Annotated in this window: 19 protein-coding genes; 7 read left to right on the forward strand and 12 right to left on the reverse strand. The window is 68.6% G+C overall.

Translation table 11 applies throughout. The annotated features are described in order from the left end of the window. Positions 1–58 precede the first annotated feature (58 nt). Complete coding sequence (locus tag HDC31_RS04600) at positions 59–1012, forward strand: aldo/keto reductase (protein ID WP_061018039.1); 954 nt, start codon at positions 59–61, stop codon at positions 1010–1012. Here the strand turns inward: HDC31_RS04600 and HDC31_RS04605 are convergent. The 5 genes from HDC31_RS04605 to HDC31_RS04625 all read right to left on the reverse strand — a co-directional run bounded on the left by HDC31_RS04605 (position 975) and on the right by HDC31_RS04625 (position 5475). Continuing rightward, complete coding sequence (locus tag HDC31_RS04605; protein ID WP_061018031.1) at positions 975–1694, reverse strand: response regulator transcription factor; 720 nt, start codon at positions 1692–1694, stop codon at positions 975–977. The two genes, HDC31_RS04600 and HDC31_RS04605, sit on opposite strands and share 38 nt — an antisense overlap. Next, the gene (locus HDC31_RS04610; protein ID WP_113681373.1) at positions 1691–2965 is read right to left on the reverse strand and encodes a sensor histidine kinase; all 1275 of its coding nucleotides are present in this window, start codon (positions 2963–2965) and stop codon (positions 1691–1693) included. Before HDC31_RS04610 ends, HDC31_RS04605 begins: the two co-directional genes overlap by 4 nt. Before the next feature lie 9 nt (positions 2966–2974). Continuing rightward, complete coding sequence (locus HDC31_RS04615) at positions 2975–3790, reverse strand: ABC transporter permease (protein ID WP_113681372.1); 816 nt, start codon at positions 3788–3790, stop codon at positions 2975–2977. Then, complete coding sequence (locus HDC31_RS04620; RefSeq protein ID WP_046746540.1) at positions 3787–4698, reverse strand: ABC transporter ATP-binding protein; 912 nt, start codon at positions 4696–4698, stop codon at positions 3787–3789. Before HDC31_RS04620 ends, HDC31_RS04615 begins: the two co-directional genes overlap by 4 nt. 96 nt (positions 4699–4794) lie before the next feature. Continuing rightward, complete coding sequence (locus HDC31_RS04625; RefSeq protein WP_257021941.1) at positions 4795–5475, reverse strand: SOS response-associated peptidase; 681 nt, start codon at positions 5473–5475, stop codon at positions 4795–4797. Between the two features lie 48 nt (positions 5476–5523). Here HDC31_RS04625 and HDC31_RS04630 point away from each other — a divergent pair, with 48 nt between their 5' ends. Beyond that, positions 5524–6435, forward strand: coding sequence for a DMT family transporter (locus HDC31_RS04630; protein WP_113681371.1), 912 nt, complete (start codon positions 5524–5526; stop codon positions 6433–6435). A gap of 1 nt (position 6436) precedes the next feature. Here HDC31_RS04630 and HDC31_RS04635 read toward each other — a convergent pair whose 3' ends face one another. Together HDC31_RS04635 and msrB are read right to left on the reverse strand one after the other, a co-directional pair. Beyond that, positions 6437–7000 carry a nitroreductase family protein gene (locus HDC31_RS04635; RefSeq protein WP_113681370.1) on the reverse strand — a complete coding sequence of 188 codons (564 nt, stop codon included), beginning with the start codon at positions 6998–7000 and terminating at the stop codon, positions 6437–6439. Then, positions 6997–7401, reverse strand: a complete 405-nt coding sequence (msrB, locus tag HDC31_RS04640) for a peptide-methionine (R)-S-oxide reductase MsrB (RefSeq protein ID WP_017828933.1) — start codon at positions 7399–7401, stop codon at positions 6997–6999. Before msrB ends, HDC31_RS04635 begins: the two co-directional genes overlap by 4 nt. A 71-nt stretch (positions 7402–7472) precedes the next feature. Here msrB and HDC31_RS04645 point away from each other — a divergent pair, with 71 nt between their 5' ends. The 4 genes from HDC31_RS04645 (at position 7473) to groL (ending at position 11124) form a co-directional block, all read left to right on the forward strand. Further along, positions 7473–8465, forward strand: coding sequence for a DUF2332 domain-containing protein (locus HDC31_RS04645; protein ID WP_113681369.1), 993 nt, complete (start codon positions 7473–7475; stop codon positions 8463–8465). A gap of 9 nt (positions 8466–8474) precedes the next feature. Then, a complete protein-coding gene (locus HDC31_RS04650; protein ID WP_046746544.1) occupies positions 8475–8732 on the forward strand; it encodes a DUF3263 domain-containing protein in 258 nt (85 codons plus the stop codon). Positions 8733–8813: 81 nt separating this feature from the next. Beyond that, positions 8814–9380, forward strand: a complete 567-nt coding sequence (locus HDC31_RS04655) for a LytR C-terminal domain-containing protein (RefSeq protein ID WP_307723494.1) — start codon at positions 8814–8816, stop codon at positions 9378–9380. Between the two features lie 124 nt (positions 9381–9504). Continuing rightward, the gene (gene groL / locus HDC31_RS04660) at positions 9505–11124 is read left to right on the forward strand and encodes a chaperonin GroEL (RefSeq protein ID WP_058631003.1); all 1620 of its coding nucleotides are present in this window, start codon (positions 9505–9507) and stop codon (positions 11122–11124) included. Between the two features lie 63 nt (positions 11125–11187). Here groL and HDC31_RS04665 read toward each other — a convergent pair whose 3' ends face one another. From HDC31_RS04665 to HDC31_RS04675, 3 genes are all read right to left on the reverse strand, one after another. Further along, on the reverse strand, positions 11188–11475 hold the full coding sequence (locus HDC31_RS04665) for a WXG100 family type VII secretion target (RefSeq protein ID WP_058631004.1): 288 nt from the start codon (positions 11473–11475) through the stop codon (positions 11188–11190). A 121-nt stretch (positions 11476–11596) separates the two neighbouring features. After that, complete coding sequence (locus HDC31_RS04670) at positions 11597–13291, reverse strand: cell wall metabolism sensor histidine kinase WalK (protein ID WP_113681368.1); 1695 nt, start codon at positions 13289–13291, stop codon at positions 11597–11599. A 61-nt stretch (positions 13292–13352) separates the two neighbouring features. After that, positions 13353–14045, reverse strand: a complete 693-nt coding sequence (locus tag HDC31_RS04675) for a response regulator transcription factor (protein ID WP_017828926.1) — start codon at positions 14043–14045, stop codon at positions 13353–13355. A 163-nt stretch (positions 14046–14208) separates the two neighbouring features. Here HDC31_RS04675 and HDC31_RS04680 point away from each other — a divergent pair, with 163 nt between their 5' ends. Next, positions 14209–15291: a CPBP family intramembrane glutamic endopeptidase gene (locus HDC31_RS04680; protein ID WP_113681367.1), complete on the forward strand. Its 1083-nt coding sequence runs from the start codon at positions 14209–14211 to the stop codon at positions 15289–15291. Between the two features lie 10 nt (positions 15292–15301). Here HDC31_RS04680 and HDC31_RS04685 read toward each other — a convergent pair whose 3' ends face one another. Both HDC31_RS04685 and HDC31_RS04690 read right to left on the reverse strand, forming a co-directional pair. Next, positions 15302–16942 carry a DNA repair helicase XPB gene (locus tag HDC31_RS04685; RefSeq protein ID WP_046746549.1) on the reverse strand — a complete coding sequence of 547 codons (1641 nt, stop codon included), beginning with the start codon at positions 16940–16942 and terminating at the stop codon, positions 15302–15304. Positions 16943–16979: 37 nt separating this feature from the next. Further along, complete coding sequence (locus tag HDC31_RS04690; RefSeq protein ID WP_179515855.1) at positions 16980–18689, reverse strand: helicase-associated domain-containing protein; 1710 nt, start codon at positions 18687–18689, stop codon at positions 16980–16982. Positions 18690–18699 lie beyond the last annotated feature (10 nt).

Here is an 18699-nt window from a genome sequence, read left to right on the forward strand (position 1 = left end):
CGACGCAACACGGCGTCATCCGGGAATGCGGGCGATGGGATCGACTGTTGTGATCGTCATGACTCGCATCGGAACAAGTGACCTCGACGTCCTCCCCCTCTCGCTCGGTGGCAACGTGTTCGGTTGGACAGCCGACCGCGACACCTCGTTCGCCGTGCTGGATGCCTTCGTGGACGGCGGCGGCGACTTCATCGACACCGCCGATTCGTACAGCGCCTGGGTTCCGGGAAACGAGGGCGGCGAGAGCGAGACGATCGTCGGCGAGTGGCTCGCATCTCGGAAGCCCGCAGGGGTGGTCGTCGCCACGAAGGTGAGTCAGCATCCGGACTTCCGCGGTCTGGCCGCCTCGAACGTCCGTCGGGCCGCCGAGGCATCGCTGCGGCGTCTGGGCGTCGATGAGATCGACCTGTACTACGCCCACTTCGATGACACGTCGGTTCCCCTGGAGGAGACCGTCGCAGCCTTCGGACAGCTCGTCGACGACGGTCTCGTGCGTCACGTGGCGGTGTCGAACTACTCCGCCGATCGCATCCGTGAGTGGATCGAGATCGCACGGCGCACGGGTGTGGCGCTCCCCGTCGCCGTGCAGCCGCATTACAACCTCGTGCACCGCAACGAGGTCGAGGACTCGATCATCCCGGTCGCCGAGGAGTTCGAACTCGGACTCGTGCCCTACTACTCCTTGGCGAGTGGCTTCCTCACGGGAAAGTACCGGTCGACGGAGACCGTGGGCCAGGATTCGCCGCGCGCGCAGGGAGCGGCGAAGTACGCGACCGAGGCGGGACTGCGGATCATCGACGCCCTCGAGGAGATCGGGGATGCGCACGATGCCTCCATCGCCGCGACCTCCCTCGCCTGGCTTCGCGCGCAGCCGACGGTGGTCGCCCCGATCGCGAGTGCGCGCAGCGTGGAGCAGGTTCCCGATCTTCTCGCCGGGGCGCGCCTCGAACTGTCGAGCGAAGAGGTGCAGCGGCTCAATCGGGTCTCGGAGTGGACGCCGACGAACGCGTGATCGGCGGGCTCTCGTCGCCGACGAGCCCGAGCCGGTGCGCCAGGATCACCGCGTGGATCCTGTCACGGGCACCGAGCTTCGCGAGGACCCGACCGACGTGCGTCTTCACCGTGGACTCGCCGACGTAGAGCGTCTGAGCGATCTCTGCGTTGGTGAGGCCGCGGCCCATCGCGACGAACACGTCGCGCTCGCGCTCGGTGAGCGACTCGAGAGCGGCGCTCTCGGCGGGTGCAGGAGCCGCGGCGGCGCCGAGCTGCGGCGTCACATGTTCCAGCAGCGTTCTCGTGATGCGAGGAGACAACGCGGCATCGCCACGATGCACGGCGCGTACGGCGGAGATCATCTCGTGTCGCTGCGCGTCCTTCAGCAGGAATCCGCTCGCCCCCGCCCGGATCGCCCCGAACGCGTACTCGTCCAGATCGAACGTCGTCAGCACGAGTACCTTGGTCTGCGGACGGTCCCGGATGATCGCCTCCGTGGCGGCGATCCCGTCGAGCTCCGGCATCCGGATGTCCATCAGCACCAGGTCGGGCGCGAGCACGGCGCTCTGCGTGATGGCCGCCCTGCCGTCTCCTGCCTCGCCGACCACGACGATGTCGTCCTCCGATTCGAGGACCATCCGGAACCCGACTCGGATGAGCTGCTGGTCATCCACCAGCAGCACCCTGATCCTCTGCGTCATCCCTCTTCCTCTCTCGTCTGCGCCCGTGCGACGGACGCGCCCCCCGATGCGGGCAGGACCGCCTGCAGGACCCATCGTCCTCCACCTGCCGGCGCCGACTGCACCGTGCCGTGCACGTGGGCGGCGCGCTCCGACAGGCCACGGATGCCGAACCCGTCCGACCCGATCGCGCCGGAGACGCCGTCGTTCACGATCTCGATCGTCACGGCGTCGCTCGTGTACTCCAGGCGCACACTGATGCTCTCGGCCGTCGGGGCGTGACGCATGGCGTTGGTCACGCCCTCCTGGACGATCCTGCCGATCGCGTGCGCGACAGCGGGGGAGACCTCCGTCTGCCCGACCACGGTGAGCGTCGCCGGGTAGCCTGCGCGCTGAGCGGCTTCCACGGTGTCTCGTGCGGGCACGGGCTGCATAGGGGCCAAAGGCAGCGGCGACTCGTCGTCGCGCAGCACCCCGAGCATCGCGCGCATCTCGGTGAGTGCGCCTCTGGCGGTGTCCGCGACGTGCGCCGCGGCCTTCTGAGCCTGTTCGCGGTCGGGGGTGGCCGCCGCTCCCTCGGACAGCGCGACGATGACGGTGAGCGAGTGGGAGACGATGTCGTGCATCTCGCGTGCGATGCGTGCTCTCTCCGATGCGGCCGCGAGCTGCGCCTGCTGGTCGCGCTCGATCAGCAGCTGGCGCGAACGGTCGATGATGGCGAGGAGATAGCGTTTGCGGCCACCCACGTTCACGCCGACCAGGGTGCCGATGAGGCCGAGCGCCGCGTAGCCGAGGGCGGTGTCGAGCCCGACCTGGAGTACGGTGGCCCCGCTCAGCATGAGCACCGTGGTGAGCACGAGGAACCAGGCAGCGCCGATCCCGTAGCAGATCCACGCCAGGCGGGCCGAGCTGTAGACCGCGATGCCGTAGCAGGCCACGAGCAGGAGCACGATGCCGCCCGACATGCCGGTGAAGAGCCCGACGGTTCCCAGGATCACGGCGGCGATGAAGGGACCCAGCGGCGCTCGACGGCGCCAGAGCAGGGTGCTGCATCCGATCGCGACCATGACCAGGGTGGCGATGTTGACAGTGACGTACGTGGCCTCGGGCAGCGTGCTGCGCGGATAGGGCGCGGCCGGAGTGAGCGTCAGGAACAGGCAGATCAGCGCGATCAGGATGTCGGCGAAGAGCGGGTGACGAGCCCAGAACCGCCGGAAGAGACCCGGGGCACGCGGAAGCCGCAGCTCCTCGTCCTCGCGGATCGAGTCGCTGCGGCTTCGCGTTCTGCTCACAGGCCGACTTTACGCGTCGCGCGTGCGCAGCACGCCCCACGCGACCAGGGCGCCACCGGCGACCCAGCAGCCCAGCGTCAGGAACGCGACGGGGGCGTCGAGAGCAGCCGTCTCACCGGGCATGATCGCGGACTGTGCGGCTGCCACCGGGAGGTACGCCGACGCTTCGGTGACCCATGCCCAGGCGTCGCCGGCGAAGGAGAAGAAGCTCGCGACGATCGGCAGGACGAACAGCACACCGACAGTCGCTGCGATCGCTCCGGCGCCCGAGCGCAGGATGAAGCCGAACGAGACCCCGATCAGCGCGAAGACGGCCATCGCGAGCGAGGCGACGACGACCGGCAGCAGCGATGCGGACGGGTCCGACCACTCGATGCCCTGATCGCGCGGCGCGACGATGAGCGTGACCGCGAGCGCCGCGACGGCGAAGATCACCAGCGACGAGATGAACATGAATGCGGCCAGTACCGTCGACTTCGCCGCCAGCACCGAGCCGCGGACCGGGTTCGCCGTGAGCGTCGAGCGGATCATGCCCGTCGAGTACTCACCGGTCACGGAGATCGCACCGATGATGCCGGCGAGCAGCATGGTGAACTGGATCGGCATGATGACGGCCTGGATCGGTTCGAAGTCCGGCATGTCGAGGGCTTGGGCGATGAGCACGGCGATCGCGACGGTCAGGGCTGCAGCGATCCCGATGGACCACCAGGTCGAGCGCAGTGTGGCGAGCTTGATCCACTCGCCGCGCAGTGCACGCCCGAACGTCAGCTTCCGACCGGTGTCGACGCGCGGCCGCGTGGGTGCGGGGGCTTGTGTCGTGGTCATGAGATCTCCTTGGTGCGGTACTCGACGGAGTCGCCGGTGAGAGCGAGGTAGGCGTCTTCCAGCGAACCGGTGGTCGGGGTGAGCTCGTGCAGCGGAATGCCGCGGTCGGCGGCGAGGTCGCCGATCCGCGCAGCGGGCAGGCCCACGATGTCGAGGAGGTCGGGAGCGGAGCTCGCGATCTCCACGTCGGGTCCGCCGACGGCCGCAGCCAGGTCGGCCGGTCGCGGGGTGCGCACCCGCACCGTGTTCCTCGTCCATGACCGGACGAGATCTGCGAGCGGTGCATCGGCGAGCACGCGCCCACGTCCCATCACGATGACGTGATCCGCGGTCTGTGCCATCTCGCTCATCAGGTGGCTCGAGAGGAGCACGGTGCGCCCTTCCCCTGCGGCATGACGGACGAACTGACGCACCCAGCGAACACCTTCGGGGTCGAGGCCGTTGACCGGCTCGTCGAGGATCAGCGTGTGCGGATCGCCGAGCAGCGCCGAGGCGATGCCCAGCCGCTGGCCCATGCCGAGCGAGAACCCTCCCGCACGTTTGCGGGCCACGGACCCGATGCCGGCGAGGTCGATGACCTCGTCGACGCGCGAGGAGGGGATGCCGTGGGTCGCTGCCATCGCGCGGAGGTGGTTGCGGGCCGTGCGGCCGGTGTGCACCGCCTTCGCGTCCAGAAGCACTCCCACCTCCGTCAGCGGGGCGCGGAGCTTGCGGTACTCGCGGCCTGCGACGGCGGCGCGCCCCGACGTGGGACGGTCGAGGCCGACGATCATCCGCATGGTGGTCGACTTCCCCGCACCGTTCGGGCCCAGGAAGCCGGTGACGCTGCCCGGCTGGACGGTGAACGACACGTCGTCGACGGCGGTCTTGTCTCCGAACCTCTTGGTGAGGCCTTCTGCTGTGATCATGAGGACAACGTTACGGAGCGAGGTCGGGAGTGCGCGTCCCCCTCAGGTACACATCTGGTGCCGAGGCGTCCGACCGACGGCGGATGTATCGGTGTGTCAGCGGCGCGGACGAGCCTGAACCCGCGCGGCCATCTCGTCGGACGCGATGATCGCCTCGTCGATGATCTCCCGCGAAACCGGAGCCGTCAGCCAGTCGTGGCTCAGCGACGCCGGGATGAGCAGCGGCATCCGATCGTGGAGATCGACGAGGTGCGCAGGCGCGAGGCGCATGACGATCGAGTAGCACGTGTACCACTGGTCGTCTGCGGTGCGGCCGCGTTGCGTCACGGCGGCCATGCCGAACAGGGTGCCGTCGTCGACGATGAACTCGTTCCACTGCCGGGACGGCTTCTGCATCTCGTACCAGCTCGTTGCCGGGACGATCCCCCGCGACTTCGCGCCGCCCGGGCGCTCCTGCAGGCGCTCGGAGCGGGTGTTGATCGACGGGAACTTCGCCGGCTCGCCGTTCACGAGGAAACCCCACCATGCGGGTTCCAGCGTCGGCGCTGTGTCGGGCTGCACGATCAGCGGATTGAGGTTGCGCAGGTTCTTGCCGGTAGGACGGACGGTCTCACCCGCGTTCTCCTGCGCCCAGACGCGCAGGCCCTCGAGCACCGCGTCGTCTGCCGCGGCGAGGAGCTCTGCATCGGTGAATCGGGGATCGAGACCGTAGCTCGCGCACATGCCGTCAGCGTAGCGCGGGGCGCCGACATCCGGGTGGGAGGGAGCGGGCAGCATCTCGGGTAGGGTCGACGGGTGCCAGAGCCTCGTCGAATCCCCGCCCCGGTGGCACTCGGAGGGGCGGTCGCGATCGGGGTCATGACGGCGATCCAGGCGCGGATCAACGGCGTGCTCGGGGTGCGCGTGGACGACGGCATCGTCGCCGGCTTCCTCTCCTTCTCCGTCGGCCTGCTGGCACTCGCGATCGTGATCGCCTGCCTCCCCTCGGCTCGACGGGGAGTGGCGCGTCTCTGGAGCGGCGTCCGACAGCGCACGATCCCCTTCTGGATGCTCCTCGGAGGCGCCTGCGGTGCACTCACCGTCTCCACCCAGGGGCTCACGGCCGGAGTCCTCGGCGTCTCGCTGTTCACGGTCGGCGTGGTGGCGGGACAGACCGTGCACGGTCTGGTGCTCGATCGCATCGGATTCGGACCGGCCGGCGTCGTCGCGGTCACGCCGGGACGTGTCCTGGGAGGTGCGCTCGCGCTCGCCGCGGTCGGCATCTCGCTGTCCGGGGACGTGCTGGCGTCAGCGCCGCTGTGGATGCTGCTCCTGCCGTTCGCGGCCGGGGTCGGCATCGCGTGGCAGGCAGCGACCAACGGACGTCTGGCCCAGCGCGCGCGCTCACCTCTGGCCGCGACCCTGATGAGCTTCGTCGCCGGAACCGTGGTCCTCGCGCTGGCGTCCGGCGTGAGCATCGCGTTCCGTGGGGCACCCGCCGCCCTCCCCGCCGAGCCGTGGCTGTACCTCGGAGGCTTCCTCGGCGCCGCCTACATCCTCCTCGGCACGTTCATCGTGGCGCAGACGGGGGTGCTGCTGATGGGCCTGGGGTCGGTGCTCGGCCAGCTGACCACGTCGGTGGTGATCGACCTGGTGTGGCCGCCCGCAGCAGGGCCGGCGCTCTGGCAGGTGCTCGCGATGGTCGTGGTCGCCGTCGCGTCTGTCGTGGTCGCGGTGCCGTGGCCTCGCCGCCGCTGAACTACTTCTTCTTCGCCTTCTTGGTTGACGGCTTCGGCATGCGCGTGACGAGCTTGCGGGCGTCGACCGTCTTGCGTCGTCCCGGTTTCTTGTGTTCGGGCTTGCCGCCGACGTAGAGCCAACCCAGGAGCTCCTCGTTCTTCCCGAGCCCGTGGGCCTTGGCGACGGCCTTGGCTCGCGTGTAGTGGCCCGTGCGCCAGATGACGCCCCACCCTGCCTCGTCGAGGAGAAGGCTCAATGTGTGGGCGACCCCGGAGGCGACGGCCTCCTGCTCCCACCGGGGTACCTTCTCGCTCTTCTGGTAGCTCGCGACGACGGCGATGAGCAGCGGGGCGCGCAGCGGCTTCGACGAGGGAGAGGAGTCGCCCTGTGCCTTCGCGATCGCCGCGCCGAGCACCTCCCGATCCGCGCCTCGCAGCTCGATCAACCGCCAAGGGCGCAGCGACGAATGATCGGCCACGCGACCGGCGGCCGCGACCAGCGTGAGCAGTTCGTCGCGGGTGGGCGCGGTGTCTTCGACCTTCGACCAGGACTGCCGTGCGCGGACGGCGTCGAGAGCGCTCACGACGCGTCGGGCGTGAAGTTCAGCGCGATGGAGTTCATGCAGTAGCGGTCGCCGGTCGGCGTCCCGAATCCGTCGGGGAAGACGTGACCGAGGTGCGACCCGCAGTTGGCGCAGCGCACCTCCGTGCGCACCATCCCGAGGCTGTCGTCCTCGATGAGCTCGACCGCGTCAGGACGGATCGACTCGTAGAAGCTCGGCCAACCGCACCCGGAGTCGAACTTCGTTCCGCTCTTGAAGAGCTCGGCGTTGCAGGCACCACAGGTGTAGAGGCCGGCGCGCTCCTCGTCGAGCAGCTCGCCCGTCCAGGCCCGTTCGGTCGCGGCCTGACGCAGCACCGCGTACTGCTCCTCACCGAGCTCCTCGCGCCATTCGTCTTCGGTCTTGTCCACGCTGTACGACATGTGTCCTCCTGAGTCGCTTCCATTCTCTCCCGGGAGACGAGGTCTCGGGTGCTCAGCGTCAGAATGGGACGATGACCGATGCCGTGCAGGACCGCTACGCACGATTCGCCCGCGACGAGGCGCCCGGACGCAGCGCCCTCTACGCCGAATGGGCCGCCGGTGTGGCGGACGACGACGAGCTCAAGGGCATCCTCCAGCGGATCCCGGAGAATCGTCGGCAGCCGCCCCTCGTGTTCGCCGTGACGCGCATGCTCGGCTCCGGACTCGTCGGGTACCCGCAGTGGAGGGACTTCGTGCTCCGCAACGCCGACGCGGTGGTCGCCGAGTGCGCGAACCGCAGCCTCCAGACCAATGAGCCCCTCCGCCTCGCGGCGCTACTGCCCGTGCTGTCGGAGATAGCCGGACCGATCGCGCTGCTCGAGGTCGGAGCGTCGGCGGGGTTGTGCCTGTACCCGGACCGCTACTCGTATCGCTTCATCGCGGCGGATGGATCGGTCAGGAGCGCCCTCGATCCTCTTGACGGACCCTCGACCGTCGTGCTGGAGAGCCGGGTCTCGGGCGCGCTGCCTCCGCTGCGGATGCCGGACGTGGTCTGGCGGGCGGGCGTCGACCTCGCGCCCCTCGATGCGGCGGATGAACGGGATCGGCGCTGGCTGCGTGGGCTCGTGTGGCCGGGAGAGGAGGGGCGGGAGGAGCGCATCGATGCCGCGCTCGAAATCGCGGCATCGGATCCGCCGCTGATCGTCGCCGGCGATGCCCTCGAGGAGATCGATGCGCTCGCCGCGGCGGCGCCGAGCGGGGCGACCCTGGTCGTCACCACGCCGGGTGTGCTGGTCCATATCCCGAGGGCCCGGAGGGAGGCGCTGGTCGCGCGCATCTCCGCTCTGGACGCCCGGTGGGTCACGATCGATCCGCCCGGTGCCCTCGATGTCTGGGAGCCGCCGGTCGAAGGCGACGACTGGCCGGGATTCGTGGTGGCGCTCGACGGACGGGTGCGCGCGGCCGCAGATCCGCTCGGGGGCTGGTGGGAGTGGCGAACGGCTTCGCTGTCTGATGCGTCCTAACCTGGACTCATGCTCGGAGATCTCACGGAGCGCGACCGCACGATCCTCGCCCTGGAGGTCGCTTGGCCACGCCATGGATCGGCCAAGGAAGAGGTCATCCGAGCTCAGCTCGGGATGAGCGCCGCCCGCTACTACCAGCTCCTCGGACGCCTGATCGAGTCGGAGGCCGCCCTGGAATACGACCCCATGCTGGTGCGGAGATTGCGCCGGATCAGGGATTCACGCGCCAGGCAGAGGTCGGCTCGGATACCGGGCTTCGTCGGCTGAAGCGACTCGAGGAAGGCTCTCGGAACGAGCAGTGCCGCGCCGGAGAACGGATTGCCAGGAAGGTGCCGCTAGCATCGAGGGGTGTCCAAGCCCTCCCGCGATCGCTTCGATGACGTTCCCCGTTCCACCGGACGGGTGGGAGCGCATCGCGCCGAAGCTCCGGGAATGAACGGCTGGGTCGTGCTGCTGTGGTCCTTCGTCGCCGCTCTGGTGCTCATCATCGCCGGCATCTTCGGATCGCTCGTGGTCATGGGACGCATCTCGCTCTTCCCCGAGGCCGCTCCCAGCGCCGTTCCCACCCCGGTGGAGACGGGCGTGGTGGACACCTCCATCTCCGTGATGATCCTCAACGGCACGCCGGAGGAAGGGCTCGACACCCAGATGCGCGACCTGCTCATCAACAACGGGTGGGCGTCGGAGAACGTCTTCGCCGGTGACAGCTCCAGCCAGGACTTCGCCACCACGACCGTGTTCTACGTCAACGACGAGGACGAACTCGCGGCGATCGGACTGGCGAACGTGCTCGGTGGAGCGGCCGTGCAGCAGAGCGACTACTACTCGGGTCAGACCGAGGAGGGCAACAAGCAGTTCACAGTGGTCATCGGCCTCGATCGATCGAGCTCAGCCGGCGAGACGCCCACCCCCTGACCTCGGCCGGTGCCGTACCTCCGGCGGCTTGCACTCGAAGGTGTCGAGTGCCAGAATGGCGTTAGCACTCTCTCACTCTGAGTGCTAAACCCAACGTCTACGTCCAGGAGGGACGAAAAAACTCATGGCAAAGATCATTGCTTTCGATGAGGAGGCCCGCCGCGGCCTCGAGCGCGGCCTGAACATCCTCGCCGACGCGGTCAAGGTCACCCTCGGCCCGCGCGGCCGCAACGTCGTTCTCGAGAAGAAGTGGGGCGCCCCCACCATCACGAACGACGGCGTCTCCATCGCCAAGGAGATCGAGCTGGACGACCCGTACGAGAAGATCGGTGCGGAGCTCGTCAAGGAGGTCGCCAAGAAGACCGACGACGTCGCGGGTGACGGCACCACGACCGCCACGGTCCTCGCTCAGGCGCTGGTCCGCGAGGGTCTGCGCAACGTCGCAGCCGGCGCCGACCCCATCTCGCTCAAGCGCGGCATCGAGAAGGCCGTCGCTGCGATCACCGAGGAGCTGCTCGCCAGCGCCAAGGAGATCGACTCGAAGGAGCAGATCGCCGCCACGGCTTCGATCTCCGCCGCTGACCCCGCCATCGGCGAACTGATCGCCGAGGCGATCGACAAGGTCGGCAAGGAGGGCGTCGTCACCGTCGAGGAGTCGCAGACGTTCGGTACCGAGCTCGAGCTCACCGAGGGCATGCGCTTCGACAAGGGCTACCTGAACCCCTACTTCGTCACGGACCCGGAGCGCCAGGAAGCGGTCTTCGAGGACCCGTACATCCTCATCGCGAACCAGAAGGTCTCCAACATCAAGGACCTGCTGCCGATCGTCGACAAGGTGATCCAGGACGGCAAGGAGCTCGTCATCATCGCCGAGGACGTCGAGGGCGAGGCTCTCGCGACGCTCGTGCTGAACAAGCTCAAGGGCATCTTCAAGTCGGTCGCCGTCAAGGCTCCGGGCTTCGGCGACCGCCGCAAGGCGCAGCTGCAGGACATCGCGATCCTCACGGGTGGCCAGGTCATCACCGAAGAGGTGGGCCTCAAGCTCGAGAACGCCACGCTCGACCTGCTGGGTCGTGCGCGCAAGGTCATCGTCACCAAGGACGAGACCACGATCGTCGAGGGTGCGGGCGAGGCCGACCAGATCGAGGGTCGCGTCACGCAGATCCGTCGCGAGATCGAGAACACCGACAGCGACTACGACCGTGAGAAGCTCCAGGAGCGCCTGGCGAAGCTCGCCGGTGGCGTGGCGGTCATCAAGGCCGGTGCCGCGACCGAGGTCGAGCTCAAGGAGCGCAAGCACCGCATCGAGGACGCCGTCCGCAACGCGAAGGCAGCCGTCGAGGAGGGCATCGTCCCCGGTGGTGGCGTCGCGCTCATCCAGTCGGGCACCAAGGCCCTCGACGCTCTCTCGCTCTCGGGCGACGAGGCGACGGGCGCGAACATCGTCCGCGTCGCGATCGAGGCTCCGCTGAAGCAGATCGCCATGAACGCCGGGCTCGAGCCGGGCGTCGTCGCGAACAAGGTGTCCGAGCTCCCCGCGGGCCAGGGCCTCAACGCAGCCACGGGCGAGTATGTCGACATGTTCGCCGCCGGCATCATCGACCCGGCGAAGGTGACCCGCTCCGCGCTGCAGAACGCAGCGTCGATCGCGGCTCTGTTCCTCACCACCGAGGCCGTTGTCGCTGACAAGCCGGAGAAGACTCCTGCTCCGATGGGCGACCCGTCGGGTGGCATGGACTTCTGATCCTGCACTCATGACAGAACGCCCCCGGCTTCGGCCGGGGGCGTTCTGCGTTCACGGCGCGTGTCAGCGGAAGAGGCTGGCGGAGTACTGATCGGCGTCCGCGTACTGGGTGGCGACGGAGCCGAGCGAGGTGCCGATCGATTCGAGGACCTGTTCCACGTGGATCTGTGCGCCCTGCCACTGTTCAGCGCAATTCTGAAAGGCGTTGGACGCGGTGCCCGACCAGGTCGACTGCAGCTGCCGGAGCTGAGACATCAGGGTCGCAGACTCGCTCTGGAGGCGCTCGATGGTGGCGCGCGTCGCACCGTGAGCGGCGTGGACGGCTTCGGTGTCGACGGTGAAGACAGACATGGGAACTCCTTCTCGTAGGGGTTCCGAGGCTAGACGGGGCTCGGCCTGATGAAGACGCACCAGGGGGCCGGGCACCGCGTCCTGTGCGCAACCGGGGGAAGCGACCCTCCGTGCAGTGACGTCAGGGGAGGTCGATGCGATCGAGTGGCTGTGTGTCCTCCAGGAGGTGCGCAGGCGTTGCCCGTGCCGGCGCGAGCGGAAGCGTCACGGTGAACGTCGCGCCGCCGCCCGGGGTCTCCGACACGTCGACACCACCGTGAAGCGCCTTCAGGATGGACGCGACGATCGCGAGTCCGAGGCCGGAGCCGCCGGTCTCCCGCGCTCGTGAGGTGTCGGCCCGCCAGAAGCGCTCGAAGATCTGCTCCCGGATCTGCGGCGGGATGCCTTCGCCGTGGTCGACGATCGCGATGCTCGCTGTGCCCGCGGCACGGTCGGAGTCGACGACGATCTCGATGGGGCCGTCCTCAGGGGAGAACCGACGCGCGTTGCCCAACAGGTTCGTCACCACCTGGCGCACCTTGTTCTCTTCGCCGAGCACGATCGGGGGAGTGCGCACAGGGAGGTCCGGAACCTCGGTGAAGTCGATCACCGGAGCCTTCTCCTGCTGACGGGACCGGCGGCGAAGGCGGGAGAGCGTGGCGCGGGAAAGCCCGCGGGGGGTCGGCTGCTCGGGAGGTTGAAGGGGCGGGATCTCATGCAGGGGGATCACGGTCTTGCTGTCGGCCGTCCGGTCGATCACCGTGACGGTCCTACCGGGGGCAGCGGCACGGAGATCGAGCGCTGCATCCCGCGCGATCGGGCGGAGATCGAGCGGCACGATCTCGGGCTCGCGCTCCTCGTCCAGCCGCGCGAGCGCAAGCAGGTCTTCCACCAGGACGCCCATCCTGATGGCCTCCTTCTCGATGCGCTCCATGGCCCGAGCGGTGTCCTCCTCGCCCTTGATGGCACCCATCCGGTAGAGCTCCGCGTAGCCCCGCACGCTCACCAGCGGGGTGCGCAGCTCATGGCTCGCATCACCGATGAATCGCCGCATGTGCTGCACGGTGCGGTCCCGTTGCGCGAGTGAGGCGTCGACACGGTCGAGCATCGTGTTGATGGCGGTGTTGAGGCGACCGACCTCCGTCGTCGGTTCGAGGTCGGTCAGCCGCTGACGGAAGTCGCCGGCGGCGATCGACATGGCCGTGGCCTCGACCTGACCCAGACGGCGGAACGTGAGCGTGACGAGCCCGCGGGTGAGGAGCGCGGCGATCAGGATGGTGATCAGGGCGATCGTGATGTAGATGCCGAAGTACTGACTGATGATGCGATCGGCGGGCGCGAGGGGGAGGGCCACCAGCTGGATGCGCAGGACCCCGCCCTCCGAAGGGACGACGGCGACCGCGGCGTGGAACAGCTCCCCGTCGGCTCCGGTCATCTCGAGCGGGATCTGATCCGTGTTGGCCGTCGCCTTGGCGAGCGAGTACTCGGACGGGAAGAGGGGAGCCTGGCCCGAGGTGCCGCGAGCGGTCGCACGCAGTTCGCCCGTCGCATCGTAGATCGCGAAGGAGAAGTCGCGCGGCTGCTCGTCGCGCGGGCTGTACGTGGTGACGCCGTCGACCGTCACCGAGTCGAAGTAGCGCTCGACCAGATCGCTCGACACCAGAGCGGGCAGCTGCGCGTCGATGTTCGCGACCAGGGCGTTGCGCAGGATCGGCACGGTGCCGATGCCGGCGATGAGCAGTCCGAGCGCGAGCACCGCGACGGTGACGCCGGTGACCTTCGCGCGAAGACTGATGCGCCGCCACCAGCTGGTGACCGCATCGGGCTTGTGCGCCATGCGGTCCTCCTCGGTGCGGCGACACCACCGTGAGACGGTGGCGGTGACGGTGCGGTGGTCGTCAGACCGTCTTGCCGACCTTCAGCATGTATCCGAAGCCGCGCTTGGTCTGGATGAGCGACTCCTCGGTGTGCGGATCGATCTTGCGGCGCAGGTACGAGATGTAGCTCTCCACGATGCCGGCGTCGCCGTTGAAGTCGTACTCCCACACGTGGTCAAGGATCTGCGCCTTCGACAGCACGCGGTTCGGGTTGAGCATCAGGTAGCGGAGCAGCTTGAACTCGGTCGGGCTCAACTCGATCGGCTCCTTGCCGACGTGGACGTCGTGCGTGTCCTGGTCCATGGACAGCTCGCCGGCGCGGATGATCGACTCCTCGTCGGCCTGCATCGTGCGGCGGAGGATAGCCTGTGCCCTGGCCACGATCTCGTCGAGGCTGAAGGGCTTCGTGACATAGTCGTCCCCGCCCGCGTTGAGGCCCTCGATCTTGTCGTCGGTGCCGTCCTTGGCGGTCAGGAACAGGATCGGCGCGGTGAACCCGGCGCCACGGAGACGCTTCGTCACGCTGAAGCCGTTCATGTCGGGCAGCATGACGTCCAGGATGATCAGGTCCGGCTCCTCTTCGAGGACGGCCGAGATCGTCGCGGCGCCGTTGGCGACCGTCTTCACCTGGAATCCGGCGAAGCTGAGACCCGTGGAGAGCAGGTCACGGATGTTGGGTTCGTCGTCGACGACCAGGATGCGCGGAGCAGTCATGTCCCCATTATGGTGACTCCGGCCATGTGGATGCTGACTATTGTGCGGAACGGCGTCGACTCGCGCGTTCGCGCCGGCCTTCGTGAGCCGTGTATCGGCATCGGGGAACGGGATCGTCCCGCGGTCGGATGCGTCGCATAGCCGGACCCGGGAGGATCGAGGTATGAGCTCTCACGAGGACGACGTCGCCGCCCCCGAAACTCCCGCCGCACGGGCCGATCGCCCCGACGGGGAGGAACTCGCATACCATCGGCTGGCACACCTGCGGCCACGGTATCGCTGGTGGCGCATGCTGCTCACGGGGCTCGTCGGCATCGCTCTCTATGTCGTGATCCTGCTGATCGTGATCGTGCCTCTCGCGATCATGTCGATGTTCATCCCCGGGTGGCGCGTCGAATCAGAGGTGCTCCTCAGCACCACGCAGTTCTTCGATCTCGATCGGCCCTGGCTGCTCGTCGCGCTGGTTCTTCCCCTGATCCTGATGATCCCGGCGCTGCTGCTGGCGTCACGCCTCATCGAAGGGCGCGGGGTGGGACTGCTGTCCTCCGTGACCGGGCGCCTTCGCATGGCATGGCTCGGGAAGAGCCTGCTGCTGGCCCTGGCGGTGTTCCTCGTCTATTTCGCCGTCGTGTTGGGCTGGTCGGCGCTGAGCGGCGACGCGGTGACCGCCGACTTCTCCCACCCCCGGCTGTGGACGATGGTGCTGCTGGTCCTGCTGCTGATCCCGTTGCAGGCTGCCGCCGAAGAGTATGTCTTCCGCGGGTACCTGATGCAGTTGGTCGGTGGCTGGCTACGCCATCCTGCCTTCGCCATCCTCCTGCCCGTGCCGATCTTCGTCCTCGGTCATGGGTACGACGTGTGGGGTGCGGCCAGCGTCGGGATGTTCGCGATCGTCGCCGCATGGCTGACCTGGCGAACGGGGGGCCTCGAGGCGGCGATCTCGCTGCACATCGTGAACAACGTGCTCATCTTCCTGCTCGGCTCCGTCACGCTCGTCGATGCCAACGCGACCTCGGGAACGGCTGTCGATCTGTTCGCCTCGGCACTCGCGATGGTGATCTACGCCGTGCTCGCCGACCGATGGGCTGCGCGACTCGGGATCGCGCGGACAGCGTGGCGCGCGACTCCGGTGCGCGCGTCAGAGACCCATCAGCCGTCAGGGACCCATCAGCCGTCAGGGACCCATCAGCCGTCGGGGACCCACCAGCTGGGTGCGGTGCTCCACGGACGCGTCGCACGCGGGTGACAGGGGAGCGTCAGGCGGCGATCGCGTCGGAGTCCATGATCGTGTAGCTGTACCCCTGCTCGGCGAGGAAGCGCTGACGGTTCTGGGCGTAGTCCTGGTCGATCGTGTCGCGGGCCACGAGGGTGTAGAAACTCGCGGTGTGCCCCGACTGCTTCGGACGCAGCAGACGGCCCAGACGCTGGGCCTCCTCCTGACGCGATCCGAACGATCCGGACACCTGGATGGCGACCGATGCCTCTGGCAGGTCGATCGAGAAGTTCGCGACCTTGGAGACCACGAGCAGCGAGATGTCACCCTCCCGGAACGCGCGGTACAGCTCTTCGCGCTCATCGACCGGGGTCGCACCCGTGATCTGCGGGGCGTTCAACGCCTCGGACAGCGATTCGAGCTGGTCGAGGTACTGCCCGATCACGAGGATGCGCTCGCCCTCGTGCTTGGCGATGAGCTCGCGCACGGCTGCGACCTTCGCCGGCGCGGAGGCCGCGAGGCGATAGCGCTCGTCGTCGGTCGCGGCCGCGTACTCCAGACGGTCGCTCGGTGGCAGGTCGACCCGCACCTCGTAGCAGGCGGCGGGCGAGATGAAGCCCTGCGCCTCGATCTGCTTCCAGGGGGCGTCGAAGCGCTTCGGCCCGATCAGGCTGAACACATCGCCTTCGCGACCGTCTTCACGCACCAGGGTGGCGGTGAGGCCGATGCGACGACGCGCCTGCAGGTCGGCGGTGAGCTTGAACACGGGGGCGGGAAGGAGGTGGACCTCGTCGTACACGATGAGGCCCCAGTCGAGGGCGTCGAGCAGTGCGAGGTGCGCGTACTCGCCCTTCCGCTTCGCCGTGAGGATCTGATAGGTGGCGATCGTGACGGGCTTGACCTCCTTGGCCTGCCCGGAGTACTCGCCGATCTCCTCGGGGGTGAGGCTGGTGCGCTTGAGCAGCTCGTCGCGCCACTGCCGTGCCGAGACGGTGTTCGTCACGAGGATGAGGGTCGTCGTCTTGGTCGCTGCCATCGCTCCGGCACCGACGATCGTCTTGCCGGCGCCGCAGGGGAGCACGACCACGCCCGAGCCGTCCTTCGAGAACGCGTCGACGGCATCCTGCTGGTAGGGGCGGATGTGCCAGCCGTCCTCGGCGAGGTCGATCTCGTGGGGAGTTCCCGGGGTGTAGCCCGCCAGGTCTTCCGCCGGCCAGCCGATCTTCAGAAGCTCCTGCTTGATCTGGCCGCGTGCCCATGCGTCGATGACGAAGGTCTCGGGGGTCGGGTGCCCGATGAGAAGGGGCTGGATGCGCTTGTTGTTCGCGACCTGTGCCAGCACGGCGGGATCGGAGGAGCGCAGGATCAGGGTGCCCTCGTCGTCGCGCTCGATCACCAGCCGGCCGTAGCGGTTCACCGTCTCCCGCAGGTCGACCGCGACGGACGGCGGGACCGGGAAGCGGGACCAGCGATCGAGCGTCTCGAGCATGTCCTCTGCGGTGTGCCCTGCGGCGCGGGCGTTCCACAGACCGAGCCGCGTGATGCGGTAGGTGTGGATGTGCTCGGGAGCGCGTTCCAGCTCGGCGAAGATCGCCAGTTCGTGGCGGGCGCTCTCGGCATCGGCGTGGGCGACTTCGAGCAGCACGGTGCGATCGCTCTGGACGATCAAGGGGCCATCAGACATAGCTGACCAGTTTAGCGGTCGCCCGATGCGCAGGGCCTCATGGGGCGACGATCGTCGCTGTGAGGATGCTCGAAACCGGCAGCGTGCGTTCGACGTCCGCTGCGCGGTCTCGTCCACGGAGTCTGCCTCCACCGAGGCCCGTCGCCTCCAGGAGCAGGTCCCTGGTCGACCCGTCCGGCATCCCGACGGTGACCTTGAGGACGGACTTCGCCCGCACCGCAGCTTCGAGTTCGCGATCGAGCCATGCCGCATCGGCGTCAGGCCCCTGGTGTGAGCGCAGGCGCGCGATCAGAGGAGCCAGTCCGGAGGAGTCGTCGGTCGACGCCGGAGCCGGCGGCGCTGGGTGTCGTTCTCTGACCAGGAGAGCGCCGTCGGAGCCGACGAGTGTCGCCGGGTATCGCGCATCGGTGAGCGCCCAGTACACGGTGTCGCGACCGACGCGGGTCGTCAACGAGTCGACGTGCGCAGTGAGACCGAGTGGGCGCAGCGTCTGATCGACGGTCATCGCCTGGAGGAGATGGCTGTCGGCGCTCTCGATGCGCGTGCGGCCTGTCTCGTCGTCGGTCGAGACGCGGACCAGGCCGTGTCGCTGGGCGGTCTGGGTGAGGAGGTAGCTGAGGGGCTGCGGGATGCCCGTGAGCGAGACGGAGGAGAGGAAATCGAGGATCGACTGCTCCGTCTCGCCGACGACGAAGGCGTGCGCCACGGATTCGGCGGTGAAGCGGTAGGACGATGCCTGCGCGGCGGACTCGCGGACGGCGATGGTGCGCAAGCGCACGTCGAGCGCGGGCTCCAGCGGGCCGGGTGCGATCGCCGTCAGATCGTTCTGCAGGAAGATGCGATCGACCTCGGCGGGCAGCAGGGCCACGAGTGCGCCGGCATCCGCGGGACCTCCGCTTCGCAGGCTCACCGCCCACTCCGGTTCGGTCCCATCCTCCGCGATCAGTCCGAGAAGCGCTGCCGCCTCCTGCATACCCCGAGAACGATCGGGCCACGCGGGGTCCCACGGATGGGCGAGAGGCCACAGCTGAGGGGGGATCCAGCCACCGGTCTGGGAACGGACGCCGCGGGGGAGAGCGTCGCGGAACGCCGTCGCGAGGACGGTCCAACGATCCGCCGCGGACGAGCGCAGCCAGCTCTCGGCGGAGAGGCTCGACCGCAGCCGCCGGTCGGTCGACACGGCGAGGCCCGCCTGGAGGGCGATCGCCGCGAGAGCGTCGACGATCTCCGCGGGCACTCCGGCCTCGGCGAGCTGGCGCTTCTCGCCGGCGCTCACACCGCCGCCGGCCAGGAGGGCGAAGGGACTCTCCCGCGCGATCAGCAGCACGTCGGCGAGCACGGCGACCGTCGTGAAGGCGCGCTCGGCGGCATGGGCTGCCGCGGATGCAGATGCAGGAGCGACGGTGGGGGCCGGGGTCGTCGGAGGGGCTGAGCGGCCTGCGAGGGCGGCCGTGACCGGCGGATACGGCGACCCATCGGGCCGCAGCAGCGCGAGTGCTGTCAGCGCCTCTCGTTCGGGCCCGGCGTCTCCTCCGGAAGCCGCCGTGAGGAGCGCGGTCGCCTCGGTCGCGGTCAGCGACGGGAGGACGCGGGAGATCGAAGCGGGGTCCAGGAGCGCTTCCGCGGCATCGAAGAAGTCCTGCCACGGGGCGTCAGAGCGCACCCCACGCGCGGCAAGGAGTCCGCAGAGCTCATCGTCGCTCGCCGCAGCCAGCCAATCCGCCAGCGGTCGCGCGTGAGTGCTCATGGCCGATGCC

Origin of the sequence: Microbacterium sp. JAI119 (assembly GCF_013410135.1) — a bacterium.
In the GTDB taxonomy this organism is placed as follows: Bacteria; Actinomycetota; Actinomycetes; order Actinomycetales; family Microbacteriaceae; genus Microbacterium; species Microbacterium oxydans.

Coding starts and splice junctions, on each gene's coding strand:
- HDC31_RS04600 (WP_061018039.1), top strand. CDS start 59: ATGACTCGCATCGGAACAAGTGACCTCGACGTCCTCCCCCTCTCGCTC.
- HDC31_RS04605 (WP_061018031.1), bottom strand. CDS start 1,694: ATGACGCAGAGGATCAGGGTGCTGCTGGTGGATGACCAGCAGCTCATC.
- HDC31_RS04615 (WP_113681372.1), bottom strand. CDS start 3,790: ATGACCACGACACAAGCCCCCGCACCCACGCGGCCGCGCGTCGACACC.
- HDC31_RS04620 (WP_046746540.1), bottom strand. CDS start 4,698: ATGATCACAGCAGAAGGCCTCACCAAGAGGTTCGGAGACAAGACCGCC.
- HDC31_RS04625 (WP_257021941.1), bottom strand. CDS start 5,475: ATGCTGCCCGCTCCCTCCCACCCGGATGTCGGCGCCCCGCGCTACGCT.
- msrB (WP_017828933.1), bottom strand. CDS start 7,401: ATGTCGTACAGCGTGGACAAGACCGAAGACGAATGGCGCGAGGAGCTC.
- HDC31_RS04645 (WP_113681369.1), top strand. CDS start 7,473: ATGACCGATGCCGTGCAGGACCGCTACGCACGATTCGCCCGCGACGAG.
- HDC31_RS04650 (WP_046746544.1), top strand. CDS start 8,475: ATGCTCGGAGATCTCACGGAGCGCGACCGCACGATCCTCGCCCTGGAG.
- groL (WP_058631003.1), top strand. CDS start 9,505: ATGGCAAAGATCATTGCTTTCGATGAGGAGGCCCGCCGCGGCCTCGAG.
- HDC31_RS04665 (WP_058631004.1), bottom strand. CDS start 11,475: ATGTCTGTCTTCACCGTCGACACCGAAGCCGTCCACGCCGCTCACGGT.
- HDC31_RS04670 (WP_113681368.1), bottom strand. CDS start 13,291: ATGGCGCACAAGCCCGATGCGGTCACCAGCTGGTGGCGGCGCATCAGT.
- HDC31_RS04675 (WP_017828926.1), bottom strand. CDS start 14,045: ATGACTGCTCCGCGCATCCTGGTCGTCGACGACGAACCCAACATCCGT.
- HDC31_RS04680 (WP_113681367.1), top strand. CDS start 14,209: ATGAGCTCTCACGAGGACGACGTCGCCGCCCCCGAAACTCCCGCCGCA.
- HDC31_RS04685 (WP_046746549.1), bottom strand. CDS start 16,942: ATGTCTGATGGCCCCTTGATCGTCCAGAGCGATCGCACCGTGCTGCTC.
- HDC31_RS04690 (WP_179515855.1), bottom strand. CDS start 18,689: ATGAGCACTCACGCGCGACCGCTGGCGGATTGGCTGGCTGCGGCGAGC.